Source organism: Paenibacillus lentus (genome assembly GCF_003931855.1).
GTDB lineage: Bacteria > Bacillota > Bacilli > Paenibacillales > Paenibacillaceae > Fontibacillus > Fontibacillus lentus.
In genome coordinates this window covers 4,958,966-4,985,457 of sequence record NZ_CP034248.1, presented here as the reverse complement: position 1 = coordinate 4,985,457, position 26,492 = coordinate 4,958,966, and the positions used below count along the sequence as shown (strand labels likewise).

Here is a 26,492-nt window from a genome sequence, read left to right as displayed (position 1 = left end):
ACACGATCACTACATAAAACATTCAAACCTTTGAAACCTTTCAAAAGCTCATTCCCACTTGAACTATGGAGTAGGAATGAGTCTTTTTAGCATGTGCGAATATAAACTCTATCAGAGGAATCAGAACATAGATGGTTAATAGTAGAGTTGAGAACCCACATTTTCTGGGCAATCTCTCTTTGGGAGATACCATTCTCGGCAACTTCTGCCGCCCCTCCGTAGCGTTTTTCAGTGACTTTGAGGATGTACAGAAAGCTTTTCAGGCGTTCTGGTGTTATTTCTTGTACATAAATGAATTGTCGTGGTGGCTCTACGAAGCATATATCCGAGCGGCGTGATAATTAAAGCAGTAGTTTATTTTTCAAGGCGGATAATATCTCTAACATCGTGAATGCCGAGGCAATCAGCAATTTTTTCAATATGTTCACGATTTATTGAGGTTCTCTGGTTGTTGCAGATTTCGCTAATTGCCGCAGGTCGGATGCCTGTAAGTTCTGAAAGTTGCTTTTGTGTCATTCCACGTTCCTTTAAAACTTCACTCAACCGAATAGTCAGATGCATAAAACACTCCCCCTCTAACGATTAATCATAGAATAAATTGATGTATGACGCAATAACGCAATGTTGACATTACGAAATAACGGAATTATAATTGGTTTATTGCTATAATTACTAAATAACGTTATAACGTAATTACGGGAGGGGAAAGGATATGAAATGTTAGTGGATTTTACTGAGTTTCGACACAAAGATAAGGTTACGAAAAACGAGATTGTCAGGCGGAGTATCGGGAAGTTGGATAATCGGGAGTAAAAAGGGAAGCGAAGTCTATGGCAAAAGAACTCGCCACTGTCCAACGCAGCTGCCTAAGGGGCAGACTACACATTTAATTTATCATGTGTTCTTTTAACGTATAATCCAGTACGAAAGGAAGATAAAAATGAAAAGTATGCTGGAAGCCTTATTTTATGGCGATATCCGCCCGGAAGAGCAGGTCATTCCAAGAAATCCTGAGTATCGTAGTATAAACAGAAGGCTATCCGAAGGTATGGAATTGTGGAAAGAGAAACTATCTTCCGAAGATTTCAACCAACTTGAAGCAATGCTCGATTTACGCAGTCAGTCGGAGTCGATATATGCCACAAATACTTTCATAAATGGGTTTCAGCTTGGCGCACTAGTTATGATGGAGGTATATACGGCTAAGGAAGACCTTCTGCAGGATATAAAGTAATTACAATATTAACAATAACGGTGTACTAATAGCTTGTTCCTACCTCGTTCAGTAGGGAACAGGCTTTTTTTCATGAGGAATAACGTGCGGATCGAGGTGTTCCGCGAGGCGTTCAAGGAACTTGGGCATAGTCGTAATGGAGCAGGATTTAACGTACTGGGCTTCGAGAGAGGACGGTGCAGTATTTGTTGTTTTGCTGACAATGGCCAGCGGGATATTGCTGCCTTGGTTGTATTATGCGATTTTGGAGTCTTCGAAGCTGCAGGGAACCTTCGGTAAAAAAGCACTGGGCATTATTGTTGTAGATCAAAATTTCGAACGTGTATCGTTTGGACGGGCGAGTGGCAGGTTTTGGAGCCGGATTCTATCCTATCTAACGCTCCATGTGGGTTATATTATGGCCGCCTTTACTAAGAAGAAGCAGGCCCTCCACGATCTGATTGCAAAGACTTATGTCGTAAATAAGGCAGGACTCGAACTGAGCAGATATTATCCTCCAGTGGATCAGCAGGGAGTTCATATGGAAGGCCAGCATGTGTGATGTGCAAGGAGTGGGGACAGAGCTTTAACCAGGAGAGTCGTACAAACGTCACAGCCGGAAGGAGGGAAGGCAATGTTTAACCATATCGCACCGAAGTTTGAGAAGGGCCGGATTCTAAAGACGGCGATGCTGGAAAATCTGCGGGATTTCCCCCGCGAATTTGTGGATGTCTACTATCACGAATATACGGACGGCATTATTTCGGGTGCCCATGTTGAGGTCGGAGCAGACTCCTTGATCGTCCATCCCGGCATCGTCAAGCATCAAGGGCGGCTATATTTGCTAAAAGATGCTGTAAGCATCAAGTACCGCGCCACGGGACGGGAGGCTGCGTTGAAGGTTCGTTTTCATGCTGGTGACGAGGACAGCGACTGGCGGACGTATCGCAGCGAGATCGTGATTGATGAGCAGCTGGAGGTGGCTGATTCCGAACTGGAATTATGCCGCTTCAAGCTCAAGGAAGGCGCGCGGCTGCGCCAGGACTACCAGGGCTTCCGGGATCTGGCGACTGAATTTAATACCGTGAATGTCCTGCATGTCCGCTACGCGGCTTACGGCAAAAGCACCTTGTCCCCGGTTATCCTGCGCTGCTTCGCAGAGGAAATGACGCGCAAGGGAAGCGGCGATCCGCAGGACTTCATGTTTGCGATGATGTGCATGAACGAGGGAACCCTCGCTCGGGACGTCATTTTGCACTATATGACCAGCCGTCTCGGGATGAGCAGCAGGGAGTACACGAATGTGGAAATCCACAAGTATCTGAGCCGCATCTTGGACGGTGTCCGCGGCGGCGGTGGCGGCAGGCTGGGCATGACCCCGGGCGGTAGCCAGCGGGTGATTGTGGATTAGGGATGGTATATAAATAACTCACGTGAAAGGAAGTGGAATTTATGGCATTAACCTCGGTCACTTACAACACTCTGAAAATTGCCCCTTTTGAAATGAGGATTCACGAAGTGAAGCTAATTAAAAGGGTGAATGACCATGGTGGATTGACCTTTACAGGCATTATTCCTGAAGAAAAAGAAGAACAGTACATCATGATGGCCAGCCAACAAACGGTGGTTGAACTGATGCATGTTGACGAAAATGGCAATAACAAAACCCTGTTCCATGGTAAAGTGTTGAAACTCCATGTAAAGGTGGAAAAAGGGATATATTGGCTGGAGGCCGAAGCGATATCCCACTCCTATGATATGGACATTGGGCTAGTAAACCGCGCTTTTCAGGATAAAACGATGACTATTGAAAAGGTATTAAAGGAAGTCTCCGCGCCTTATAATGCCATGATTAATAACACATACTCTGAGCCGAAAGAGTTAGGTCATTTTACACTGCAATATCAGGAGACGGACTGGCAGTTTATGAAGAGGATGGCTTCTCACTATCATGCTCCTCTGATCACGTTAGCTTCGAGGGATAGTATTGCTGTCTATCTAGGTATTCCGGATTATCAGGATTATGGAGAGATCGAGGCTACCCATTATAGGGTGTATAAAGATTTGAAGACGTTTAAGAGTTTAGGTGAGCCTAAACAAACGGGGCTGAGGGAGCAAGATTTTATTTGTTATGAGGTCGTCATGGATCAAGTGCTGGAGCTTGGAGATCAAGTGACCTTTAAAAGTCAAAAGCTTCATGTGTTTGAAGTGAATACGGAAATGAATCGCGGCGTGTTGACTCATACCTATGTACTCTGTCAATGGAAAGCGGGTTATCAAAAGATCCAATATAACACAAAAATAGTTGGAGCTTCCATTCAAGGCAAAGTAGCCGCAGTAGTACGGGACCAAGTCAAGGTAAAGTTGGATTATGACCATGAGTGGAACTTAGGAAAGGCTCATTTATTTCCTTATTCCACGATGTATGCTTCCGAAGATCAAACGGGATGGTATGCTATGCCGGAAGTGGGCGATGATATACGGATTAATTTCCCGAGTGCCATGGAAGGAGATGGCATCGCTATTAGTTCTGTGCGGAAAAGGCTGCCACAAGAGGCTGGTTCAAATTCTTCATCACAAGGACAGACAAGAACAATTCATACAACCGTCGTTAAGCAAGAGAATCTTCAACCGATCATTCATTATGATCAGGAGGCAAAGGAAGATTTGCAAGCTGATCCCGATACAAAATATATACTGACTTCAACAGGTCAGAAAATCACTTTTAAGTCGGATCGAATTGTGATTTCCAGCGGCGGGGGAGCATCCATTACGTTGACAAATGCAGGAACGATTTTACTTGACAGTACTAATAAGCTGACTTTGCAAACAAACGGACGAATTGAAATGATGGGAGAAACGATTATGATGGTAGCCAACCAGATTGAGATGAGTACTGAACAAGGCTTGGGAAGCTTAAAGATCGATGAAGGGCAAGTGCTTATTAAGGGCGTAGAAGTACTGATGGATAAATAAAGCGAAAGAGGCGGTTTTCTATGAACCAGCAAGAAGCGTGGGCTCGTTTTGTCGGAGAAGATGTCCTGCCTTACCGATTACAGTACATTCTGGAGCTGCATCGCTATTACCTGGAGCATATAGATGAGATAACGCAAACGTTCTTGCCTATTTTTGATCAGTTGTGCCATGAGGTCTGTCAGCACCAGATGAATGAGAAGATGCAGGAATGCCTTGGAATTCGCATCTCGCTATTAAGGACGAGCATTCTTGACGGAGAGCCGGTCTATATGTTGGAAGCTTACGACGAGCAAACTATAGATTGTGCACAAACCACATCATATCGTTATCAGGCAGGATGGATATTCAAGTACATGGCCGAGTGGCAGCAGCATTGTGAGGAGCAGCGTCGTAAATATGCCGGGAAAGTTGAAATTTGCGGACTGGAAGCCTGGATGAACGAGCAAGTGAATCCCTTTCATCTTTATATGGTGCATGCTGTGCGTTATGCAATGGATCAAGCGGTGGAACTTACTTCTTTTCAAAATATGGTGAAAGGAAAGCAATTTGACATTCGTGTAGGCGAGTATCGTGATGCTAACGTCTCTGAATCTGTGTATCGGTTGAATAAAATCATGCGGTCATCGATCACTTGTAAAGGATGGCTGGAAAATTTGCTGGAGCATCAATATGTTCATGAGCACATCGCAGGGGTAAATCTATCACTCGGAAATTATCAAGGGATTAATTTAAACTATGCGCGATTTGAGGATGTTGATTTCACCAGAAGTAACATGCAGAACAGCTATTTGCTTGGTACGCGATTTGAACGATGTTCATCTGATCAGGTTGATTTTCGGCACAGTGTATTAATAGATGCGGATTTTCGTCATTGTAGTCTGAAAAATGCAAGGTTTGATCATATTCTCGCCAGCCGTGATCTCATGAACGAGCAGCATGCTGTTGTATTCGGAGTACGGGGAATGTTGTTCCAGGGAGCCAACCTCACCGATGCCAGCTTTCGTAACGCACAAGTGGCTGGAGATTTTAGAGGCGCCATTTTAAATGAAGTGGATTTTTCGGGAGCGGATATGACGGGAAGCTGTATGTTTAAGCGTGATATGAACTTGGTTTCCTTAGATGAATCTCAACGCCAGAGCATTCGATGGATAGAAGAGGAGGAGCATAGCCTTGGAGTATTTTAGTTTGGAGCATGATCAACGTCTTGAAGCGATTGGAGGCAGTATCACATTTCCAGAACAGGTGGTTCAGGGATTCGAGCATGCCGAGGATTTTCAGACGGCCGTCGTGAAGCCTGGAAGAAAACAAGGATATAGCTGCATTATAGAGCATCCTGTATTTCTTGTCTCAGACGAAATTCACCAAATATTTTCCAGGTTTGCACCCGATATGAAATCCAAGACCGTTCAAGTATTAAATCCGAGCACTTACTCCCAGGATACCTATTATATGTTGGATCTCCCTGAAATCGATTGTATTTCATTAACACATTCCATGATTGAAAAAGGATTTGTGAAGAAACTGGTGATTAATGAGGAACCGGTAGAGAATCAGCCGATTTTTAGAATTAAAAGCCTTATACGGCCATCCCTGGTTGTACGTCTGGATGTAGCCGAAGCATTGCTTCGAACTAGTTTATATGGATTAAAAATACAACGAATTTTAACGGAAGCGGGTGTAGAACATGAGTGAAAGTTTACCGAATACCGGGATATTTGGGACAATGTTGAAAAAATCTTTAGTAGATGAATTAATGAACACCGATTGGCGGCAAAGAGAAACTTACATTACGCGCGGAGCCTTTATGTATTGTACGAAAGGGACTCATGAGGATGTATTAAATCAGCCTAAGGTCAATGGTTTTTATATCAATAAGAATCCGATTATGACGGTGAATGATTGTAAAGTATCGACTAGCGTAGCTCATGAAGGAAGTTATCTCGATAATGGTTTTGAGGAACCGGGGACGGTGATCGATGGGAATATTCATTCGTTTGGTTTTTGTAGGGCTGATGCGCATCCATCTAAACTGTATGAAACGACGTATAACCCGACAGTAATGCATCGGGAATTCTCGTATGATTTTGATCCGGATCAGCCACCATCAGGTGCGAATCCCAATTTGGAAAACAAGACATTTCCTTGCGTCCCTAAGCTTATTTCCAGCTCAGCCAATCCACTGAAAGGTAGTGCGATGGCCCAATCGTTAATGGGAGGCGAAAAGGCGGAGGCTGCAAAAGACGCTATTATGGATTATTTTGACGGACTACGCTGGAAAAATGGGAGTGAGACGTTGTTTATCAATGGAGTACCCGCACTAACAAGTAAATCCTGCTTGACTTGTGCTTACGGGGGGGAAATTGGTTTTCTGTCGAATGGGATGGACATGCCGCCCTTTGAATTTGTAGAGCACAATTTAAAGCAGGGATAGGGACGGTGAATAAAAATGGGGGGAGTTTGGTATCAAGGTGACGGCTTCCAAGTACTATGGCCCTATGATCATCAAGGCATTGAGCGGTTAAAGATTGTCCATCAATTTAATGACCATGCACGTTGTTATTTTACCGTTCGAATGACGGAAGAGCAGGCGCATGCGTGCTTGTTTCAGGGGAGTTTGGAAGATACGATTTTAATCCAAAACGAAAATGAAGCCGGTAAAGAGTACTGGTTTGCCGGGGGAATTTATCAGTTGGAGATGGTCGTTGAAGACGGGATTTATTATGTTGTCGTAGAAGGAATATCTCGTTCCTATGAACTTGACATTCATCCCGAAAGCCGTTCTTTTCAAAATAAGGGGGCTACCTACACCCATGTAATAAAGCAGTTAGTACAAGGACATCCCAAAGGTGATGCGCAAAATGAAGCTACGGATCCTGATGCCGTCATTGGTGAATTCATCGTCCAGTACCAGGAGACGAATTGGCAGTTCATGAAGCGTTTGGCTTCCCGAGTTGGAACGGTTATTCTTCCGGATTTGGTCATGGATGCACCCAGAATTTATTTTGGTGTTCCTGATTACTCGTGGGGCAAGGATATGAAGGCTTATAGCTATACCATGGTGCAGGATATGGGAAGTTATTTGAGTTATCAATCGCAAGCAGCCGGCGATGCAACGCTTCATCTGCTCATGGCCGATTGTATTCAATACCGTGTGAAGTCCAAGCTCTACTATCAAGTTGGAGATAACGTCGGCTTTAAGCGGCAGATTTGGGTTATTCATGAATCAGTTATTACATATGAGCAAGGAAGTATTCAATATGAATATGTATTAGTACAAAGAAAAGCTATCCGGCGAAAGTCTAAGGTGAATCAGGCGATTCAGGGCGTAGCCTTGGAAGGAAGGGTCGTCAACCGGGCGAATAACATGGTCAAGGTCCATCTGGATATTGACGATCAGCATGATGAAGCCGGGAATTGGTGGTTTCCGTATTCTGCGGAAGGGAATAATATCTTTCATAGCTTGCCCGATGAGGGGGCGAAGATTAAGGTCTATTTTCCAAGCGGCATCGAGAAAAAGGCTATTGCAATCAACTCGTCACGTGGCGCAAGTGAAGAGATGATATCGCGGACGGTCTTTCAAAAGCCAACCACCAAAGTGTTTCACATCCCAGGGAACACCAAGATGGAGCTGGGTGAAGATGGCGTATTATTCGAGAAGGATACGGTGAAAATTAACCTGGAAGGCGGAAATATTCAGGTTGAAGCGACTGAGGATTTACTGCTCACTGTGGCTAACCAATTGGAACTGCTCAGTCAAAAGGAGAAAGCAGAAGAGAAGGATAGGAATCAGAGCAAATCGGCAGCCAGACTCCCAAGATCCATAAAGTTTACGGCGAAGAATATGATCGCGATGCAAATACTAGAGGATCAATTTATGGTCATCTCAAATGCCTTTGTGGCCATACGCAGCAAGAAAATCGATTTTAACAAAGTCGATATCCCGTTTGTGGATATGCTGACGGAAGATGAATTGAAGGAGTTGTACGTAGAGGAGTTATTTGAGCAGGATAAAGCTCTGGTTCAAGAAATATACCAAGAAAAGTGGAAAGAGAAAAAGGAGAAGGCATCTAACAAATTAGTCCGAGTTGAAGTAAACGGGGAAGAAATTAAGGCAGGGTTAAGAGATAGAGTGAATGAAGACCCTCATGCCATCAAAAATGCGAAAGCTCGTTTAGGAGAAAAAGACCAGAATGAACTGCAGGTGAAGTACCTAACTCGGGGAAAGCCGCAGGATAATGCGACGAAACCAGAAGAGAAAAGTGAAGAAGAACTGGCAAAAATCAAAAATAGCTACGTTACAAGGTATAGTCAGACCCATAAGCTCATGAGCGCCTCCTATCGTGCGCAGAATGCCGAAACCGACGAGGAACGCACAGAAGCCTTTAACCAGTATTTACAGGTTTTTGGCGAAATGCAACAATCCGGATTTTTTGCAAATGATGCAGAAGGACAGGATGAGCTAACGAAATACTTCAGTAAAAACGTGACTGAAATGTTATATTACTCTCGATTCAATTTTGAGCGAATTGTTATTGCGGGTCAATATGGCTCCGTACTCATGGGGGTTTTTGGTGCGGTAACGGGGCTCATTGCGGCTGTCGCTTCGATCCCGTCCGCAGGAACATCCATTATTATCTGGTCACTTATAGTTGGGGACGTATTATGGTCCGCAGGACAAATGTATGTAAGCTTGGAGAAATTGGACGATTTAGGGAAAGGGTATGGTTATACCGATCCCGAGGTGCTAGGATTAAATCAATCTGATCTTGATAAACTAGGCCTGTTTTTAGCTGCAGCTAATCTATCCCTTCTTGCCAAGCATGGCGTGACCAAATTGTTGGATTCAGCAACGGATGCGAGTCGTATTAGGTTTTTGAATGAGGTGGCAAAAAGAGAAAAGAATTTTGAAGATATTATTAATAGGTTGAATAAAAGAATTGAATTCGATGAGCAATTTGAATTGAGATTTAAAGATAAAGAAATTAGTGATATCATAAATTCAGGTAAAGCACTTGGGCTTGATGATAGAACAATTGAAGATTTAATGTTTACAGCATCGAGGGTAAAAAAACCTATAAATGCCGAGGAATTAATTAAGCAAATGGAAAACTACGTAAATGTGGTGATGAAACGTAAATTTCCATATAAATTTGATTCAATAGGAGATTATATATCATTTAAAGGCGATTTAAATGATTTGTTGAAAAAGTATAATATATCAACAAATGACATTCGTATACAAGGTTCTAGTGTTAGAACTCCTAATGCAAATGATGTTGATATAGCTATTGTTGTTAAAAAAGAAGAGTTTGACAAGTTATATAGCGAAATAGTTGAAGGATTAAAAGATCGAATAAAGAAACCATCTACAAGAAAAAAGCTGCTTAGAGATTTAGAAAAGCAAGTTGAATCAGGAAGAATTAATTCGTTTTATTTTAATAGAATTGAAGATGATATTTCATTCAATCAACAATTATATGAACTAATTGAGCATACGAATTTGACCGAAAGTCCGTTTGACTTATCTATTGTTGTAAAAGGTTCGGAGTTTGATCTGTATCCATATATAAATTAGGAAGAGGTATAAAAATGGGTTATATAATAAAATATAGGAATGATATTGGGGAATTCATAAACGAAGAGAGTGTTGACACACATGAGGAATATAGCAAAGAATACTATACTAATAACAATGAACTAATAAAAACAGAACTAATAATAAATGGAAAAGTAAAGGTAGTAACATACGAGAATAGTGATATAAATTTTGAGGAACTTCTAGAAAAGCATTTAAAAGAGTATGGAAATGCATCAGCAGATTTTATGGGAGTACATGAAATTACAAGTGAAGGATATAAAGTTAGAGGACATTTGTTTAAAAATGGGAAATTGAATTTCGTTCGTGAAACTTATTATGATATGATGGGAAATGAAATTAAAGAAGTTTCACTAAACCCGAAAAACAATTATGAACCGACAATGGTTGAATATTATGAATATGATGATAATAAAGAGTTAATTCGAATTACACAAAAAACTATTGATGGGAAGGTTATTTCTCATATAGACTTAGACTTATAAGGTTTTAAGATGAGAATAATTAGTCAGAAGATAAAGATTATGTAAAAAATTATCATGTTAAATTTAACGTCAATACTTAATCAGAATAGGGTCTGTCAAGAATTTTGTGTAAACGAATGTAGAGGGTGATGCTTAGAGGGGGACTCCGCCCCCCTACCTCAAGTGCTGACCCACGCGATCAGGGAAGAAAACCGAAAACTGTAGCAGCATTTGTCCCCAGTTCTGAACACGGCCCGTCCATTTCCGTACAACGTCCATTGTGGATAAATACAGCATTTTAAGGAGAGCCTCGTCGCTCGGAAAGATGCTTTTGCCTTTCGTCACTTTGCGCAGTTGACGGTGATAACTCTCGATCATGTTCGTGGTGTAGATCAACTTGCGAATTTCCGGCGGGTACTTGAAGAATGTAGCGAGCTCGCTCCAGTTGTTGCGCCAAGAACGGACGATCAGAGGATACTTTTTGCCCCACTCCTCCTCAAAGCGATCTAGCTCCACAAGCGCCGCTTCTTCGGTTGCTGCTTTGTAGATCGGCTTCAGATCGGCAGTCACCTTCTTCAAGTCCTTGTAGGACACGTAGCGCGTTGAATTACGGATTTGATGGATGATGCACTTCTGAATCTCTGTAGCGGGATAACAAGCGCTTATCGCTTGCGAGAAACCGGTTAGATTATCGACACACGTAATGAGAATGTCTTGTACGCCGCGGTTTTTTAACTCGTTCAAGACATTGAGCCAGAACTTGGCCGACTCGTTTTCGCCAATCCACATGCCTAGGACGTCTTTATTCCCGTCCAGATCGATGCCGATGACCATGTAAGCCGCCTTGTTGACAATAGCTCCGTCTTGCTTCACTTTGAAATGAATGGCGTCGAGAAAGACAACGGCATATACGCTCTGTAGCGGCCGATTTTGCCATTCCTTAACCATAGGGATAACCTTGTTCGTCACGTTCGAGATCAGTGTCGGGGAGACTTCGATGCCATACAACTGCTGTAGATGATCTTGAATTTCACGCGTGCTGACGCCCTTCGCGTAAAGCGCAATGATCTGTTCCTCAATGCCTGTGACATTGGACTGATGCTTCTTCACCACAAGCGGTTCAAACTCGCCCAAGCGATCACGGGGTACGATTATTTCTTGCTCACCATACTCACTGACGACAGTTTTCTTGCTTTTGCCATTACGGCTGTTTGACGTCGCTTTCGCCGTGATGTCGTGCTTGGCATAGCCCAGATGTGTTTCCATCTCCGCTTCGAGCATCTCCTGGATTGTTTCTGCAAACAGGTTCTTTAATGCGTTTTGAGCATCCTGTGCCGTTACCAGATTATTCTCTTTAATGAAGTCGCGCAACTGTTGTTTCGTCCAAAGTCCCATGTATTCTCCCAACCTTTCTATTAGTTCCATTTTAATAGGTTTTGGAGTTTACACAAACTATTTTACAGACTCTCAATACTTAATCAGAATACGCCTTTCCCAAACAAGAATACTCTATGAAACAAATCTCTAGATACTTCGCTGAAACTTTATAACCAACAATACCACAATGCGAGCTACCGCCCGTGTTGTGGTTTGTTTTTTATCCGCCGCTATATCCAAACAATACAAGTATGCATGCAGCTTTAATTATCACAATGGGATGAGTATTTCCGTTCCAAATATGGCGATAAGATGTGGACTGGAAAACTAGTTCTGAGTACTACCTACATCCTCCTAAATATATTCCTTATACACCTAAAATCAGACCAAATGCCGTAATCACTAAGCCATCATTACCTAAAGGTGGGAAACCAGAGGGGAATTATGCTAAAATTCCACCAAAAGGTGATAGAGGATTAACGAGGCAAAATGAAGCTGCTGATATACTTGCAGAACAACGATATCGTATAATAATGCTTGACGAATTTGACAATGGAAACGGGTATGGAATAGCTCCTAAAAAAAGTCCAGACTTCATAATAGAGGGGCAAGTATTTGATTGTTATGCCCCTAATACAAGTACGAGTCTACGAAACATTCTTGATACACTCAGAGATAAAACTACTGAACAAGCTAGGCGAATAGTGTTAAACTTAAATGATTACCCTGTTGAAAAAAGGGCTGAACTTATTGAAAATCTAATTAGTCAAACACACAAGGATTTAAAATACCTAAATGAACTCCTAATTATTGAAGGTCGTCAAGTAACTAGAGCGTACTGGAGGTTTGAGTAAGATGGACTTTAGGTTATCAGTTGGTTCTAATTTGCCTAGAGAAGAATTGGGGAAACTGCTCTACGATATGTTATGCAATGTATTTTTTGTGGAATTAATTAATTATGAGGCAGAAGTATGGGATTGGTCCAATACTCAAACCGTGAGCATTGGCTGTACATATTTTTCCATGAGTATTAATTTAGATGATGAGGATGAATATATAGAACGTTTTCGAGAAATGAATCTTGAAGATCATGGTGTGGATACAAATGTTCGTATTAGTATTCAATTTATATCGCGTAACTTCGAAATTGGATGGCTTAAATTCCTTGAAATAATTGAGAAGTTATTGCAGTTAAACAATCAAGATATGGTGGTTGAGGATCATACCTCATATCCATTATTAAAAAGAATTAAAGGGAGTTTACTTATAAATATTAATTTAGATAACTATCGGACATGGTATTTGACTAAAGAAAATCTGGAACTATTGAATTACCCTTATGAAGAAGAAGACTTTTTTAAAGATAGAGGAGAATAGAAGGTAATTCATCATTGCTTGTAGAAAGACATCAGAGTTTGTAAATTTCCTTTACTTTAACCAACAACGCCACAATGCGAGCTAACTGCCCATTGTGGTATTCTTTTTCATTTGCCGCTTATCTCAAGTAACCAAAGCGCGGTTGTTCAAAAAAACCTCATTCAGTGCGGAATGAACTCACATATCTTGCTCGTCAGTTAACAATCGTAGAATAGTTGCCACCTTCATAATTCCCTGTTTAAGTTTACAACCTAGGGACGAGTAAAGAATTGTGCTGAAAAGATTCCTCGAACTGGACCAGAATGGGAGGAATTTAAACATTTAAATGAACTATTGATCATTGAAGGTCGTCAAGTAACTAGAACGTACTGGAGGTATGAGTAAATGGATTTTTGGCTATCTGTTGGTTCTGATTTTCCCAGAGAAGACTTGAGAAAGTTGCTTTACGATATGATATTCGAAGTATTATTTGTAGAATTAATAAATTATGAAGCGGAAGTAAGTGATTGGTCTGATGCTCAACAAGTGAGTATTAGTTGCACTTATTTTTCTCTAAGTATTAATTTAGATGAAGAGGATGAATACATAGAACGTTATCGGAAGGCGAATCTTGAAGCGTATGGTGTAGATACAAATGTCTTTATTAGTATTCAATTTAAAGCGCGTACTATTGATATCGGATGGGTAAAACTACTCGAAGTCATTGGAAAACTATTGCGGTTAAACAATCTAGATTTGGTTGTTGAGGATGACACCACGTATCCTCTATTGAAAAGAGTTAAGGGCCGTTTGTTAATTAATAGTAACTTAGATTATAGGACATGGTATTTGACTGAAGAAAATCTAGAACTATTGAATTATCCTTATGAAGAAGAAGATTTTTTTAAAGATAGAGGGGAATAGAAGGTAAATTACTTTTGTATGTAGAATGACATCAGGGTTTGTAAATTATCCTATTACAACCAACAACGCCACAATGCGAGCTAGCCGTCCGTGTTGTGGTTTGTTTTTTATCCGCCGCTATTTGCTAACAATATAAACATACAAGGGGCGGCTGTTAAAAAGACACCTGTTTTTTATTACCTTCGTCTAGTCATGTTCTTTAAAATATCTCCAAACTATAAAATACGTTGCCACGATAGGGGACAGAATCGCGGATATATATTACCTTTATTTCTTTCCTTTAACTGACAAAGCGACAGCTATTTGGACAAAGAGCTCGCTGAAATAATAAACCTCTGCATTGAGAGCTTTACTTAAGGAAAATAATTAGAGTTCCCTCCAACCTCTTCCCCTGCTCGTTGGACGGTTCATAGCTTTGATAATGCACAGAAAGCTTTTTCAAGCGTTCTGGCGTTCTTGGAGTAGTGCATAAAGAATTATCGTGAAAACCATTTAGACGCTTATATCCGGGCGGCCTGATAATTAAAGCAGTAGTTTATTTTTCAAGGCGGATAATATCTCTAACATCCTGTATTCCAAGGCACTCAGCAATTTTTTCAATATGTTCACGATTTATTGAGGTTCTTTGGTTGTTACAGATTTCGCTAATTGCTGCAGGTCGTATACCTGTAAGTTCTGAAAGTTGCTTTTGTGTCATCCCACGTTCCTTTAAAATTTCACTCAACCGAATAGTCAGATGCATAAAACACTCCCCCTCTAACGATTAATCATAGAATAAATTGATGTATGACGCAATAACGCAATATTGACATTACGAAATAGCGGAATTATAAATTATTTCGTAATTATAAGAGGGGAGTGATTTGTAATCGGATATGACTGAGTATAAACGAAAAACGAGTCAGGCGGAGTACCGGGAAGTTGGATAGTCGTGAGTAAAAAAGAAGCGATGTCTATGGCAAAAGAACTCGCCACTGTCTCAACGCAATTGCCTAAGGGCAGACTGCACATTTAATCTATTATGTGTTCTTTCAAGGTATTGAGTCCATATGAAAGGAGGATAAGAATGAAAAGCATGCTCGAAGCCTTATTTTATGGCGATATCCGCCCGGAGGAGCAGGTCGTTCCAAAAAATCCTGAGTATCGTAGCATAAGCAGAAGGCTATCCGAGGCTATGGAATTGTGGAAAGAGAAATTATCTTCCGAAGATTTCAACCAACTTGAAGCGATGCTCGATTTACGCAATCAGTCGGAGTCGATATATGCAACAAATACTTTCATAAATGGATTTCAGCTTGGGGCATTAATTATGATGGAGGTATATACAGCTAAGGAAGACCTTTTGCAGGATATAAAGCAGTAATTACAATATTAACAATAACGGTGTACTAATAGCTTGTTCCTACTTTGTTTAGTAGGGACAGGCTTTTTTTCATGTGGAATAACGTGGTGCCGGATGGAGGTGTTCCGCGAGGCGAGGGAAGAACTTGGCATAGTCGGAATGGAGCAGGATTTAACTTACTGGGCTTCGAGAGAGGACGGCGCAGTATTTGTCGTTTTGCTGAAAAGGGCAGCGCTATATTGTTGCCTTGGCTGTATTATGCAATATTGGAGTCTTCCAAACTGCAAGGGACTTTTGGGAAAAAGGCGCTTGGCATCATTGTCGTGGATCAAAATTATGAGCGTGTAACGTTTTTGCGGGCTAGCGGAAGATTTTGGAGCCGGATAATCTCGATGTTAACGATCTATGTCGGTTATATCATGGCTGCCTTTACCCAGAGGAAGCAGGCTCTTCACGATATTATTGCAAAAACCTATGTCGTTGATAAAAAAGTACTTGAGCTGAGTAAAGGAAATCCTGAACTGTATTTGAACGGCGTTCATATGCAGGGGCAGCAAGCTTGATAGGTCATCTGCTCAAGAACATTACAGGATGAGTCGTACAAACGTCACAGCCGGAAGGAGGGAAGGCAATGTTTAACCATATCGCACCAAAGTTTGAGAAGGGCCGGATTCTAAAGACGGGGATGCTGGAAAATCTGCGGGATTTCCCCCGCGAATTTGTGGATGTCTACTATCACGAATATACGGACGGCATTATTTCGGGTGCCCATGTTGAGGTCGGAGCAGACTCCTTGATCGTCCATCCCGGCATCGTCAAGCATCAAGGGCGGCTATATTTGCTAAAAGATGCTGTAAGCATCAAGTACCGCGCCACGGGACGGGAGGCTGCGTTGAAGGTTCGTTTCCATGCTGGTGACGAGGACAGCGACTGGCGGACGTATCGCAGCGAGATCGTGATTGATGAGCAGCTGGAGGTGGCTGATTCCGAACTGGAATTATGCCGCTTCAAGCTCAAGGAAGGCGCGCGGCTGCGCCAGGACTACCAGGGCTTCCGGGATCTGGCGACTGAATTTAATACCGTGAATGTCCTGCATGTCCGCTACGCGGCTTACGGCAAAAGTACCTTGTCCCCGGTCGTCCTCCGCTGCTTTGCGGAGGAAATGACGCGCAAGGGAAGCGGCGATCCGCAGGACTTCATGTTTGCAATGATGTGCATGAACGAGGGAACCCTCGCTCGGGACGTCATTTTGCACTATATGACCAGCCGTCTCGGGATGAGCAGCAGGGAGTACACGAATGTGGAAATCCACAAGTATCTGAGCCGCATCTTGGACGGTGTCCGCGGCGGCGGTGGCGGCAGGCTCGGCATGACTCCGGGCGGCAGCCAGCGGGTGATTGTGGATTAGGGAAGGTAGTTTGCATTTGCAAATCGAGGAAAAGAAGTAAGCAAAGGAGATGAAGTATATGGCAAACTTGATCGTTGCGTATGATACCTTGAAAATTGCTCCGTTTGAGATGAAGCTGCACGACGTGAAGCTGGTGAAAAAGTTAAATGATCATGCCAGATTAACCTTCAGCGGCATTATTCCTGAAGAGATGGAAGAGCAATATTTGGGAATGGCGAACGAGCAAACCCCCGTTGAACTACTCTACTACGATGAGAATAGCGCAAAAAAGACGCTGTTTCACGGGATGGTGCTCAAGCTGCACATTAAGGTAGAGCGGGAAGTCTATTGGCTGGAGGCAGAGGCTGTGTCTCATACGTATGCCATGGATATTAAGCTGGAGAACCGTGCTTTTCAGGATAAATCGCAGCAGATTGAACAAGTGATGAGGCATATCGCCGAACCTTACCCGAGGGCTTATATCGGAAATACGTTGTCTGAGCAGCGTACGCTAGGTGGATTCACATTGCAATATCAGGAGACGGACTGGCAGTTCTTAAAGCGCTTGGCGTCTTGGTATCATGCTCCTCTTGTTCCCATTGCTTCGCGCGACAGCATTTGTTTCTATCTTGGCATCCCTGACCATAGCGACCGAGGGCAAATTGAGGCGACCCATTATCGGGTGTACAAAGATTTGCTTGCTTTTAAGAATGCGGGAGAGCCTAAAGAGTCCGGTCTCAGTGAGCAGGATTTCATCTGCTATGAGGTTGTATTGGATCAGGAGCTGGAATTGGGAGATAGAGTCACGTTTAAAAATCAGCAGCTTCACGTGTTTGAAGTATTTACTGAAATGTCTCGTGGTGTTCTAACTCATACATATACACTTTGCTTGCCAAGAGCCGGATATCAACGGAGAGTCTATAATACCAAAATTATCGGTGCCTCGATTCAAGGCAATGTCGCTGTTGTGGTTCGTGACGAGGTCAAGGTGAAGCTGGAATACGATCAAGATTGGAACCAACAGACCGCTTATCTGTTTCCTTATTCGACCATGTATGCCTCGGAGGATCAGACGGGGTGGTATGTCATGCCGGAGATGGGCGATGATGTACGTATTTATTTTCCAAGTGCAAATGAGGCAGAAGGTATCGCACTCAGCAGTGTACGGAAGAAGCTTCCTCAGGATTCCGAAGCAGGGGGAGGCGGTCAGAAGAGCGGAGGTCAGAATGCTGGAGGCAGCCATACCACCACGACAGTGGTCAAACAGGAAATGCTGCAGCCTGTTATTCACTATGATGCAGATATGAAGGAAGATCTGATGCGTAACCCAGATACGAAGTTCTTCCTGACCAAGACAGGCCAGAAAATCATGTTCGAGGAAGACAAGATTACGATCGTTGGGGCTCAGAACGGGGCGTCCATCACGTTAACCAACGAAGGAACGATTATTTTGAACAGCAACAGCAAGATAAAGCTTCAGACCGGGAAGCAGATTGAGATGGTGTCTGATTCGATCCTGCTCCTTGGGAATCAAATCGATATGTCTACGAAGGAAGGTAAGGCCGGTATAACGATTGACCAAGGACAAGTTAAGTTAAAAGGCGTTGAAATTCTAATGGATGAATAATTTGTTTTGCGGGAGGTCGTGATGAATCGGATTGAAGCATGGGAGCAATTCACACAGGAAGCTTTGAAATATAGAAACGAACAGATTAGAGCTTTGCATGATTTTTTTGGCCGGGAGAAGGATCAAATTGCAGCGGACATAGTCCCGATCATGGATGAATTCTTTCAGTATGCTGTTCAACTGCAAAACCTCGATCTATTGAAAAAATGCTGCGTTATTAAAATATCATTGCTGCGTACCCGACTTTTTGAGGGGCATGCGGAGTATATGCTGGAAGTTTTTGATCACGAAACTTTAGGTAGTACTAAGATTTCACCTTATAGATATGAGGCAAGGTGGGTTCATGACTATTTTAATGACTGGAGTCAAGCTTGTGAGAACAAACGGAAGGAGTATATGGGAATTATTCCGCCGCAATCATTGGATTACTGGAGAAGGGAACAAGTGGACCCATTTCACGTGTATATGGTTCATGCCGTGCGGCATGCTGTGGATCGTTTAATTAGCCTCCCCTCTTACCAGGAGCTTGCTAAGGATACGCAATTCGAAATCTGTGTAGGCGAGTACGGGGACATTGAATTATGCGAATCCGTTTATTGCTGCAACAGCCGGCAAAAATCATCGACTGCCTGTAAACAGTGGTTAGATAAAAAGATGGAACATGAATATGTCTATGAACATATTGCGGATGTAGATATTTCTAATGGCAATTACGAGGGGATTCAGCTCAATTTCACGAGACTTGAGAGAGTTAGGCTTTCAGGCAGTCATTTACAGAGCAGCTATTTATTAAACAGCAAATTCGAATCGTGTGATTGCTCAGAAGTTGATTTTTACGGCAGCGTCATGTTCGATGCTTCCTTTCGAGAATGCAACCTGGAGCGAGCTTGTTTTGATGAAATTACCGGTGGCCGTGACGTTATGAACGAAAACTATGGACTCATGTTTGGCATTCATGGCGTCCAATTCCAAGGCGCTAATTTGCGAGCAGCGAGTTTTCAAAATGCGGTTATTGCTGGTGATTTTAGAGGGGCTCTGCTGGAGGGAACTGATTTTACCGGAGCAGATCTGGCGGGAAGCACGATGTTAAGCCGCGATCAATCTCTAGTCTCACTATCTGAGAGCCAGCGGCAATCAATCGTTTGGGTAGAGGAGTGAGCAGATTGGAATATTTTATCCTGGAGCAGGATCGTAGGCTGGGCAGCTTGGATGGGATGATCACTTTTTCAGAGCAAATGAAGCAGGGTTATGAGTTCGCCAAAGATGAGGAAGTTGTATTTGTCGATTCGTCTAAGGCATTGGAATATGGATGCATTTTGGAGAAGCCTGACTTACTTGTTTCTGATGAAGTATACCAAATTCTGAACCGATATGAGCGCGGTTTAGCTCATAAGAAGGTCATTGTGATAGATATGGCGCGTAATGGCCAGATACATTATTATTTTCCAAAGTTCACGGAAGTACCTTGTAGTAACCAAGAATATGTCAAGAACAATGCTGAGGATTCAGAGAAAATAGATCATTTTACGGTAGATGAAAAGCTTATTGAGGGCTTAAGCATGTTCAAGCTGAATTATTACCGCAAATCCTACTTGGTTGTACGACTTGATGTGGCGGAAGGAATGCTGCGGACAAGCTTGTATGGCTTAAACGTAAGACGAATTCTTATTAATGGCAGGTGAATGAAAAGTGGATAAAATCTACACGAGCTTTTTAAAACAAAGCACGATAAGTGAATTAATGAACGCCCCTTGGAGGGCGGAAAGCAAAAAGGAAACCTATGTAACTCGAGGAGCCTACATGTATTGTACGATGGGAACCCATGAAGAAGTGCTAAATCAGCTTGAACCAAACGGCGTGTATATTAACCAAAATAAGATGATGACCGTAAAGGATTGCGTAACGTCAAGCTCGGAGCCTGGTATTTGGGGGGGATACCCCATTGAAAATCTTAAAGGGGAGATGGACGGGAACTTTTATTCTTTTGGCTTTTGCCGGAGTTTGCAAAATCCTATGAAAATAGCCCATGAGGCGACAGGAAATTCGGGTCCAAATTATATATACAACTACGATCCAGATACCAAGGTTATGCCTCCTTCTGAAGAACAATATAAAATTTTCCCATGTGTTCCTAAATTGATTCCCCACTTAAAGACAGGACCAATAGGATTTGACGAGGGAGTGAACAGATTCCCTAATCTTGTAGATATCATGTCGAGCTTAGCCAAACTTTCGGAAGGGGTGGAGTGGGACAACGGAAGCTCCAATGTCATGATCGATGGAGTACCGGCTCTTACCACAAAATCATGCTTAACTTGCAAATATGGGGGAAAGATTCAGATCTTAACTAACGGAATGGAACCAACGCCTCCCGAATTTCTAGAAAGATAATATCTTAAGAAAGGAGGCAGTTAACATGAAATTATGGCGTGATATAGATGGTTTTCAAATTGAATTGCCATATGATCTATCAACTGTCCGTAGTTTCCGGATTGTTCGCAAATTTAATGATCATGCCCGTTGTTATATTTCAACGACCATGTCGGAGGAGCAAGCCGACTTATGCTTAAGAAATGGGACATACCGAGATAGCTTGCTTATTCGTAAATCTACCGAGCAGGGGAATGACTACCTGTTTGCAGGCGGAATCTCCAATATCGATATTCAGATGGAAGATGGTATTCCGCATGTGACCATAGAAGGTCTGTCGCGAACCTATGAAATGGATCGCCATTTGGAGAGTCGTTCTTTTCAGAACAAATACCTGACTTATACGGATTTGATTCGGCAGATTGCCAACCTGTATCCCGGAGGGGATGCCCAGAACGAAGCGACGTCACCTGAAGCGACGATCGGTCAGCTCATTGTGCAGTATGAAGAGACGAATTGGCAGTTTTTAAAAAGGTTGGCATCGCGGATCGGTACGGTAATCCTTCCTGATGTAGTCATGGATGCGCCTCGGGTTTATTTTGGTGTACCTGATTTCTCTTGGGGTAAAGTTATCCGATCCCATCATTATTCGATCATTAAAGATCGGGAGAATTTCCTTGATATTCAAGCAAATTCGGATACAAATTCACCCTTGGGGGAATCCGACTTTGTTAGTTACCGGGTACATACGAACCAGTACTGCCAAGTAGGGGACAACGTTTCCTTTAAGGGACAGATGTGGGTGGTTACGGAGTCCGTGATTACCTATGAGTCTGGCTTAATCTATTATGAATATGTACTCGTACAGCGCGCAGCGCTTCGTCGTAAGGTAAGAACGAATCGTGCCATCCAGGGAGTTGCCCTTGAAGGACGCGTTATGAAACGCGGTAACAACATGGTTAAGGTACATTTAGACATTGACCATGACCATGACGAACGAGGAAATTGGTGGTTCCCGTATTCGCCGGAAGGCAACAACATCTTCCACTGTATGCCGGAGGAAGGGGCGCGCATCAAAGTTTATTTTCCAGAGGGAACGGAGAAAAAGGCGATTGCCATCAATTCGGTACGGGGTAGAAGCGAAGAGATGAAGTCGCGCACCGTCTTCCAGAAGCCGACGACAAAGGTGTTTCACATGCCTGGAGAGGCGAAAATGGAACTTGGCGAAGACGGGGTGTTATTCGAGAAGAATACCGTCAGTTTAACTCTGGATGGGAACGATATTTCATTAAACGCTACGGAATCAATTCTCGTAGTAGCGTCTGATGAAATCGAGCTAGGCGGCCAAAATATGCCGGAGCATATCAAGCTCGTGGCTAATGAGACGATTACCTTCTTCACGAACACGGAGCATTACATGGAAATCCGGCCGGAGTATATAGGGATTAAAGGGAAGAAAGTGAATTTCGAGAAGGTTGAGATGGACTTTCTGGACATGCTTACGGATGAAGAGCTTGAGAAGTTGTATGTGGATAATGAATTCCTTAAAGTTATACAGCAAAGAGCCGAAGCCATGAAAAGTGTTCCGGCGGGCACGCATATTATGCCGAGTTGGACGGAGGAAGGCAATCAAAAAATTAAGGACGATGCTACTGCGCGTTTCAGAGATCCTGCAACTAGAAACGATGCCAAAGAGTCGCTAAGAGGGTTAGGAAATAAAGAGTTAAAGAAACGATACCAAGAAAAGGTTCTACCCCCCCCCCAGAGCAGGAAGACAAATCAAAGAAGGAAAGAGCCAAAGAACAGCAAGAATATGCAGAGTTCTATCAAAACTACATAGATATACGAAGTGGCAAGAAGGCGGCTCCTCAGCAGCCAAGTAATCCATGGAAAGCTCTAAAGGAAAAACTACCGATTCAGGGATTGTCGTCGCATATAGAGAAGCAGGCTAAAGAAAATGCAATTTTTCAAGGGTTTGTTGGAATTTCAAAAGCTGCAATATCTGGCATGATAGAAGAAGCAGAAGAGCAACGGTTAGATCAAATTATTCCATTGATGCCGGACTATTTTAGTAAAGATACTGATGAAGGGATCTATTATTCGCGTTTTACCTTTGAGGAGCTTGTGGTTAAGCAGCAAAAATTGATGGCGGAACTAAATTTAATGTTTGGAGCCGTAGCTGTCATAGGTGCCTTTTTCACCGCAGGAGCATCGTTATATGTATATGCTGCATTGAACGGTGCTTGGGGCCTCGCACAAATTGGTGTTAGTATTGTGAAGCTGAGGGATCTAAATGATGGGATCATTTCGGATTCAAGCCTTTTAGGGATTAGCCAGGAAATGGTAGATGTGGCGGGGGCAGTGCTAACGATAGTAGATATAACGATGTTCGGAAAAGCTGCACTGAAAGGGGCTAATACAGCAGCTAATATCAAGTATATGCAGGGGATTGACCAGATTTCTACACCTAAAGTTCGCTTAGATAGAGTAGTTAAAGTTTCTAAGGAGATGGAGCTAGAAAATCTGGCCAAAAAATCTTCTTCATTAAAAGAGACTCCAAATTTGAAGAATGAGAAAGTTAGCTTAAATACAAAAACAAATACAAATACAAATGCTATTACAAATACAGAAACAAATACAAAAGCGAATACAAAAGCTAAAGATACGACAAGTAAACAAGGTAACCCATGGGAATCTAAGAATCCGATGTTCGGTGATGACTGGGAAGCGTATTTCAAAGCTACATATGGAGAAGATGCAGTTGAGTGGGTATCTAAGAAAAAGGCTGAATTACGCGGGAAGGTTCAGGCTAATCTTGATGCGAGTGCGGCTATAAGAGAAGCCTCCAAATTTGGTGAGTATCTGAAGATAGAGAAGGAATTGCTTGAAACCATAGAGAAAAAGAAATGGCTTGATAGTTTAAAGAATACTGAAAATTTCAAACAAGGTACTAAAGAAAATGGATTAAATCATATTTTTGATGGGGAAATACTTAAAAATGGAAGTGCCAATGGTTTTCATTATGAAGGAATGCCAAATAGTAATGGTAAAATTGTCGGAAATATTGACCCGCCTAATGAGTTTGGTGTCTATCAAGCTACTATTGAAGTTAATGGAGTATTAAAGCAACCTAAATCTACATTTTTTCCAAAGGAATGGACACCGCAACAGGTGATAGATGCCATAAATGAAGCCTTTGCTAAAAAAGAGGTCTTTAAGAATAATAGATATAGAGGAAATACGGATGCAGGTATAAAAATAGAAATGGTAATCAGGAATGGTAAGATTATTTCAGCTTATCCGTTATATTAGTAAAGAGAATGGGGATGTGAAGTATGGTTAAATATAAATATTCATTAGATTATAAAGAAAAATATGATGAAGTCATATTGGATTTTAGTGAGGAAGAATCATTGGAGTTTGCTTATATGATAAGTGACCCATTAGGATCTGATATACCTTGGAGATTTAAAGATTTGAAAATTGATATTGATAATTATATTAATTTATTAAGGGGAAACATACCCGAATTTAGGCATGGAGGGAATGCATCAAGCGTTATATCTTATAGGGACTATACAATAATTGAAGATCCCTTTTATGATGAAGATGAAGATGAAATTGAACCGATATGTAAATTAGAGACAGTTGAATTTGTGAAAATTATATTAGTATGGGCTTATGAAAATTATAAATATAAAGGTGAGAGGGGGGTTGTTTCTCGTGAGGAGGCGGAAATGGTTATGAATTGGATGGAACAAAAAATGATAGAAGTAAAGAGTATTGAAAATAACGAATTATCTTAACAAATGCTATATATGGTGATGAAAAGCCTATTCCATAAAGGCGATAATGAGGAATAGGCTTTTTCAGTGCGTAGGACTACTAGGAATTACTCAATCTCAGCTAGAAAAAGAGTTAAAAAAGAAAGAGCTCAAGAACAGCAAAATTATGCAGGTTTCTATCAATACTACATAGACATGAAGTGGTAAGAAAGCGCGCCTCATCCCCATTGCAAGCAGTTAAAGAACAACTACCTATAAAGGAATTGAAGGTTAATATAGAGAACCAAGCTGAAGAGTTACCTTTGAAAACTTGTTATAAGCAGCAAAATTGATTGACTGTGGTGAAGAAAATGGAATAAGAGTTGTATTTAGTTTCGCGTTTAAATCAAACAACTTTAAAAGATATTGATAGTAATTTGTTAATTGCAAAAGACAATGATCAATTTAAAGCATGCACACAAGCATTAAAAAGGGCGATCGACAATGGAGAGGTTCCTAAAGACATATTCAATGAGAAACAATTAGCACAGATTGAAGCGGGAAAGGCTAGAATTCAAGGTTTAACTTGGCACCATCATCAAGTAACTGGGAAAATGCAATTAGTGGTTACAGATACACATGGAGTAAATCACTTGGGTGGAAATGCGATATGGGGGGATGGAATAAGATGATGAAAATTGAATGGCAATTTGCTGATAAAGAAGTGAGTAGAGAAGAAATTGAGGCGGTTTCAAAAAAATAGGTTATAAATTCCCATTAGACTATATATTATGCTCGATGGTTAATAATGGTGCAAATGTAGAGCCTGAAGTCTTTGATGTAGGACATAAGCAAAGGGTGTTTGGTTCTCTCCTGTCATTTGATGAGTCAAGTCCAGACAATTTTCTGAAGGTCTATGAAAACTATAAAGAAACATTACCGGCTGAATTGATACCTTTTGCATTTGACCCGGCTGGAAACCTGATTTGTTTTGACTATAAAGATAGTGACGATAAGCCGGTAATCGTTTTTTGGGAGCACGAAGGAGCATGGGAAAAATCAATTCTTATGCAGGAAGAAGGTTTATCTGTCGAACAGGCAGAAGAGAGAGCACGAGAAAATGTGTTTTTTGTGGCCAATTCGTTCACTGAATTAATTGAGAGCTTACATGATTAAGAAATGTCTGTAGGCTCTGCAACATAGAGGCTCATTCCTATTTAAACAAATTAGGATTGGTTTTTTACGTTCACTGCTTGTTAGATGAAGGTACACCAATCGAGATGTATTGCCTAAGCGGGAAAGAGAAGCAGGGGAGGCCATTAACTCCGTGGCGTATTGTAGTTTTCTTTTTTCCTTGTCTCAACACCCACCAAGTTCCGAATGAGTCGGGAGGCCGATTCTAAGTAGACATAGCCCATGTAATACCCATATAAAGATATGTCCAATTCGGTTGTACGCGCATAAAATGCTTTAATTTTTATAACCTAAATAACGCTATTGTGTTTCGTTAGGCAGGTCGATTATGGTCAGATACCACCATGATTGATCTGTTTTTTCTTCGTTTTCTTGCGTTTTTCTAAATACCATTGCAACTGAACAATAACCTATTCCGATAGAGACACTGAGTGCGCAACCAAACGAAATCGCTAAAAGAGTGTAGGTTTGTGTAACTGTCCTACAATTCTAATAAGAAAGCGTATATGAGCCCCTCTTTAACGGTAATTAGAGTTGTCAGAGCGTCCTACAAGGTAGTCAAGGCTTACGTCAAAATAATCAGCCAGAGCATAAGCAATATCTAGGCTAGGGATTCGCGTACCTCTTTCCCAATGACTTACAACAGATCTGTCAACTCCTAAAGATGTGGCAATGTCTTGCTGTGAGATTGCCTTTATAAGGCGTAAATTTTTAAAACGCTCCGCAAAAATTTCTCGATTAAACATAAAACAGCTCCTTGACCGTGACTGAAAGTCACTGTATAATCAAAGTATGAATGGTGACTTTTAGTCACTAATTAAATAAACAACGTAAAAAGAGAAGCGAGATAATCATAAGTATAAAATAAAACGGCGTACTCTCAATAAAGAACTCGCCACTAC

At 41.8% G+C, this 26,492-nt stretch carries 27 protein-coding genes and 1 pseudogene; 24 read left to right on the top strand and 4 right to left on the bottom strand.

The window, feature by feature from the left end; genetic code table 11:
• Positions 1-354: 354 nt before the first annotated feature.
• On the bottom strand, positions 355-561 hold the full coding sequence (locus EIM92_RS22455) for a helix-turn-helix domain-containing protein (RefSeq protein WP_125084750.1): 207 nt from the start codon (positions 559-561) through the stop codon (positions 355-357).
• Positions 562-940: 379 nt separating this feature from the next.
• Here EIM92_RS22455 and EIM92_RS22450 point away from each other — a divergent pair, with 379 nt between their 5' ends.
• From EIM92_RS22450 to EIM92_RS22410, 9 genes are all read left to right on the top strand, one after another.
• Positions 941-1,234, top strand: coding sequence for a DUF6809 family protein (locus EIM92_RS22450; protein WP_125084749.1), 294 nt, complete (start codon positions 941-943; stop codon positions 1,232-1,234).
• A 121-nt stretch (positions 1,235-1,355) separates the two neighbouring features.
• Positions 1,356-1,775 carry an RDD family protein gene (locus tag EIM92_RS22445; protein ID WP_246021127.1) on the top strand — a complete coding sequence of 140 codons (420 nt, stop codon included), beginning with the start codon at positions 1,356-1,358 and terminating at the stop codon, positions 1,773-1,775.
• Positions 1,776-1,847: 72 nt separating this feature from the next.
• Complete coding sequence (locus tag EIM92_RS22440) at positions 1,848-2,624, top strand: DNA and RNA helicase (RefSeq protein ID WP_125084748.1); 777 nt, start codon at positions 1,848-1,850, stop codon at positions 2,622-2,624.
• Positions 2,625-2,665: 41 nt separating this feature from the next.
• Positions 2,666-4,189, top strand: a complete 1,524-nt coding sequence (locus tag EIM92_RS22435) for a hypothetical protein (protein WP_125084747.1) — start codon at positions 2,666-2,668, stop codon at positions 4,187-4,189.
• 20 nt (positions 4,190-4,209) lie between these two features.
• Positions 4,210-5,373: a pentapeptide repeat-containing protein gene (locus EIM92_RS22430; protein ID WP_125084746.1), complete on the top strand. Its 1,164-nt coding sequence runs from the start codon at positions 4,210-4,212 to the stop codon at positions 5,371-5,373.
• Complete coding sequence (locus EIM92_RS22425; RefSeq protein ID WP_125084745.1) at positions 5,360-5,881, top strand: hypothetical protein; 522 nt, start codon at positions 5,360-5,362, stop codon at positions 5,879-5,881. The genes EIM92_RS22430 and EIM92_RS22425 overlap by 14 nt, the downstream gene beginning before the upstream one ends.
• Positions 5,874-6,620, top strand: a complete 747-nt coding sequence (locus EIM92_RS22420; protein WP_125084744.1) for a DUF4280 domain-containing protein — start codon at positions 5,874-5,876, stop codon at positions 6,618-6,620. The genes EIM92_RS22425 and EIM92_RS22420 overlap by 8 nt, the downstream gene beginning before the upstream one ends.
• 183 nt (positions 6,621-6,803) lie before the next feature.
• Positions 6,804-9,764: a hypothetical protein gene (locus tag EIM92_RS22415; protein ID WP_164515184.1), complete on the top strand. Its 2,961-nt coding sequence runs from the start codon at positions 6,804-6,806 to the stop codon at positions 9,762-9,764.
• Between the two features lie 14 nt (positions 9,765-9,778).
• The gene (locus EIM92_RS22410; RefSeq protein WP_125084742.1) at positions 9,779-10,270 is read left to right on the top strand and encodes a hypothetical protein; all 492 of its coding nucleotides are present in this window, start codon (positions 9,779-9,781) and stop codon (positions 10,268-10,270) included.
• A 153-nt stretch (positions 10,271-10,423) separates the two neighbouring features.
• On the opposite strand, the gene EIM92_RS22405 is transcribed toward EIM92_RS22410, so the two are convergent.
• Positions 10,424-11,644 carry an IS256 family transposase gene (locus tag EIM92_RS22405; protein WP_125081887.1) on the bottom strand — a complete coding sequence of 407 codons (1,221 nt, stop codon included), beginning with the start codon at positions 11,642-11,644 and terminating at the stop codon, positions 10,424-10,426.
• A 296-nt stretch (positions 11,645-11,940) separates the two neighbouring features.
• Between EIM92_RS22405 and EIM92_RS22400 the strand changes: the two genes are divergently transcribed.
• From EIM92_RS22400 to EIM92_RS22390, 3 genes are all read left to right on the top strand, one after another.
• Positions 11,941-12,480 carry a CdiA C-terminal domain-containing protein gene (locus EIM92_RS22400; protein WP_211344400.1) on the top strand — a complete coding sequence of 180 codons (540 nt, stop codon included), beginning with the start codon at positions 11,941-11,943 and terminating at the stop codon, positions 12,478-12,480.
• A gap of 1 nt (position 12,481) precedes the next feature.
• A complete protein-coding gene (locus EIM92_RS22395; protein ID WP_125084741.1) occupies positions 12,482-13,003 on the top strand; it encodes a hypothetical protein in 522 nt (173 codons plus the stop codon).
• 384 nt (positions 13,004-13,387) lie between these two features.
• On the top strand, positions 13,388-13,906 hold the full coding sequence (locus EIM92_RS22390; protein WP_125084740.1) for a hypothetical protein: 519 nt from the start codon (positions 13,388-13,390) through the stop codon (positions 13,904-13,906).
• Between the two features lie 535 nt (positions 13,907-14,441).
• Here the strand turns inward: EIM92_RS22390 and EIM92_RS22385 are convergent.
• Complete coding sequence (locus tag EIM92_RS22385) at positions 14,442-14,648, bottom strand: helix-turn-helix domain-containing protein (protein WP_125084739.1); 207 nt, start codon at positions 14,646-14,648, stop codon at positions 14,442-14,444.
• Between the two features lie 324 nt (positions 14,649-14,972).
• Between EIM92_RS22385 and EIM92_RS22380 the strand changes: the two genes are divergently transcribed.
• The 12 genes and pseudogenes from EIM92_RS22380 to EIM92_RS22325 all read left to right on the top strand — a co-directional run bounded on the left by EIM92_RS22380 (position 14,973) and on the right by EIM92_RS22325 (position 25,572).
• A complete protein-coding gene (locus EIM92_RS22380; RefSeq protein ID WP_125084738.1) occupies positions 14,973-15,269 on the top strand; it encodes a DUF6809 family protein in 297 nt (98 codons plus the stop codon).
• A 71-nt stretch (positions 15,270-15,340) separates the two neighbouring features.
• Positions 15,341-15,811 carry an RDD family protein gene (locus EIM92_RS22375; RefSeq protein ID WP_125084737.1) on the top strand — a complete coding sequence of 157 codons (471 nt, stop codon included), beginning with the start codon at positions 15,341-15,343 and terminating at the stop codon, positions 15,809-15,811.
• A gap of 68 nt (positions 15,812-15,879) precedes the next feature.
• Positions 15,880-16,656 carry a DNA and RNA helicase gene (locus tag EIM92_RS22370; RefSeq protein ID WP_125084736.1) on the top strand — a complete coding sequence of 259 codons (777 nt, stop codon included), beginning with the start codon at positions 15,880-15,882 and terminating at the stop codon, positions 16,654-16,656.
• Positions 16,657-16,714: 58 nt separating this feature from the next.
• The gene (locus EIM92_RS22365; protein WP_164515183.1) at positions 16,715-18,262 is read left to right on the top strand and encodes a contractile injection system protein, VgrG/Pvc8 family; all 1,548 of its coding nucleotides are present in this window, start codon (positions 16,715-16,717) and stop codon (positions 18,260-18,262) included.
• Between the two features lie 21 nt (positions 18,263-18,283).
• On the top strand, positions 18,284-19,420 hold the full coding sequence (locus EIM92_RS22360; protein ID WP_125084734.1) for a pentapeptide repeat-containing protein: 1,137 nt from the start codon (positions 18,284-18,286) through the stop codon (positions 19,418-19,420).
• Between the two features lie 5 nt (positions 19,421-19,425).
• Entirely contained in the window at positions 19,426-19,944 is a 519-nt protein-coding gene (locus EIM92_RS22355) for a hypothetical protein (protein WP_125084733.1), read from the top strand.
• Between the two features lie 7 nt (positions 19,945-19,951).
• Positions 19,952-20,653, top strand: a complete 702-nt coding sequence (locus tag EIM92_RS22350) for a DUF4280 domain-containing protein (RefSeq protein WP_125084732.1) — start codon at positions 19,952-19,954, stop codon at positions 20,651-20,653.
• 25 nt (positions 20,654-20,678) lie between these two features.
• Positions 20,679-22,472, top strand: a complete 1,794-nt coding sequence (locus EIM92_RS22345) for a hypothetical protein (protein WP_125084731.1) — start codon at positions 20,679-20,681, stop codon at positions 22,470-22,472.
• An 83-nt stretch (positions 22,473-22,555) separates the two neighbouring features.
• Complete coding sequence (locus EIM92_RS24420; protein WP_246021125.1) at positions 22,556-23,944, top strand: EndoU domain-containing protein; 1,389 nt, start codon at positions 22,556-22,558, stop codon at positions 23,942-23,944.
• Between the two features lie 23 nt (positions 23,945-23,967).
• The gene (locus EIM92_RS22335) at positions 23,968-24,438 is read left to right on the top strand and encodes a hypothetical protein (RefSeq protein WP_125084730.1); all 471 of its coding nucleotides are present in this window, start codon (positions 23,968-23,970) and stop codon (positions 24,436-24,438) included.
• Between the two features lie 341 nt (positions 24,439-24,779).
• Entirely contained in the window at positions 24,780-25,088 is a 309-nt protein-coding gene (locus tag EIM92_RS22330; protein WP_125084729.1) for an HNH endonuclease, read from the top strand.
• Positions 25,085-25,572 (top strand): annotated as a pseudogene (locus EIM92_RS22325) (SMI1/KNR4 family protein). Before EIM92_RS22330 ends, EIM92_RS22325 begins: the two are co-directional and overlap by 4 nt.
• A 536-nt stretch (positions 25,573-26,108) precedes the next feature.
• On the opposite strand, the gene EIM92_RS22320 reads toward EIM92_RS22325, so the two are convergent.
• Complete coding sequence (locus EIM92_RS22320) at positions 26,109-26,336, bottom strand: helix-turn-helix domain-containing protein (protein ID WP_125084728.1); 228 nt, start codon at positions 26,334-26,336, stop codon at positions 26,109-26,111.
• Between the last annotated feature and the right edge of the window lie 156 nt (positions 26,337-26,492).

Excerpts from the sequence above, each read along its gene's own strand:
- EIM92_RS22420 (WP_125084744.1), top strand. The coding sequence starts at position 5,874 with ATGAGTGAAAGTTTACCGAATACCGGGATATTTGGGACAATGTTGAAA.
- EIM92_RS22395 (WP_125084741.1), top strand. The coding sequence starts at position 12,482 with ATGGACTTTAGGTTATCAGTTGGTTCTAATTTGCCTAGAGAAGAATTG.
- EIM92_RS22365 (WP_164515183.1), top strand. The coding sequence starts at position 16,715 with ATGGCAAACTTGATCGTTGCGTATGATACCTTGAAAATTGCTCCGTTT.
- EIM92_RS22360 (WP_125084734.1), top strand. The coding sequence starts at position 18,284 with ATGAATCGGATTGAAGCATGGGAGCAATTCACACAGGAAGCTTTGAAA.
- EIM92_RS22430 (WP_125084746.1), top strand. The coding sequence starts at position 4,210 with ATGAACCAGCAAGAAGCGTGGGCTCGTTTTGTCGGAGAAGATGTCCTG.
- EIM92_RS22335 (WP_125084730.1), top strand. The coding sequence starts at position 23,968 with ATGGTTAAATATAAATATTCATTAGATTATAAAGAAAAATATGATGAA.
- EIM92_RS22435 (WP_125084747.1), top strand. The coding sequence starts at position 2,666 with ATGGCATTAACCTCGGTCACTTACAACACTCTGAAAATTGCCCCTTTT.
- EIM92_RS22375 (WP_125084737.1), top strand. The coding sequence starts at position 15,341 with ATGTGGAATAACGTGGTGCCGGATGGAGGTGTTCCGCGAGGCGAGGGA.
- EIM92_RS22450 (WP_125084749.1), top strand. The coding sequence starts at position 941 with ATGAAAAGTATGCTGGAAGCCTTATTTTATGGCGATATCCGCCCGGAA.
- EIM92_RS22410 (WP_125084742.1), top strand. The coding sequence starts at position 9,779 with ATGGGTTATATAATAAAATATAGGAATGATATTGGGGAATTCATAAAC.
- EIM92_RS22320 (WP_125084728.1), bottom strand. The coding sequence starts at position 26,336 with ATGTTTAATCGAGAAATTTTTGCGGAGCGTTTTAAAAATTTACGCCTT.
- EIM92_RS22370 (WP_125084736.1), top strand. The coding sequence starts at position 15,880 with ATGTTTAACCATATCGCACCAAAGTTTGAGAAGGGCCGGATTCTAAAG.
- EIM92_RS22380 (WP_125084738.1), top strand. The coding sequence starts at position 14,973 with ATGAAAAGCATGCTCGAAGCCTTATTTTATGGCGATATCCGCCCGGAG.
- EIM92_RS22455 (WP_125084750.1), bottom strand. The coding sequence starts at position 561 with ATGCATCTGACTATTCGGTTGAGTGAAGTTTTAAAGGAACGTGGAATG.
- EIM92_RS22390 (WP_125084740.1), top strand. The coding sequence starts at position 13,388 with ATGGATTTTTGGCTATCTGTTGGTTCTGATTTTCCCAGAGAAGACTTG.
- EIM92_RS22385 (WP_125084739.1), bottom strand. The coding sequence starts at position 14,648 with ATGCATCTGACTATTCGGTTGAGTGAAATTTTAAAGGAACGTGGGATG.
- EIM92_RS22345 (WP_125084731.1), top strand. The coding sequence starts at position 20,679 with ATGAAATTATGGCGTGATATAGATGGTTTTCAAATTGAATTGCCATAT.
- EIM92_RS22405 (WP_125081887.1), bottom strand. The coding sequence starts at position 11,644 with ATGGGACTTTGGACGAAACAACAGTTGCGCGACTTCATTAAAGAGAAT.
- EIM92_RS22440 (WP_125084748.1), top strand. The coding sequence starts at position 1,848 with ATGTTTAACCATATCGCACCGAAGTTTGAGAAGGGCCGGATTCTAAAG.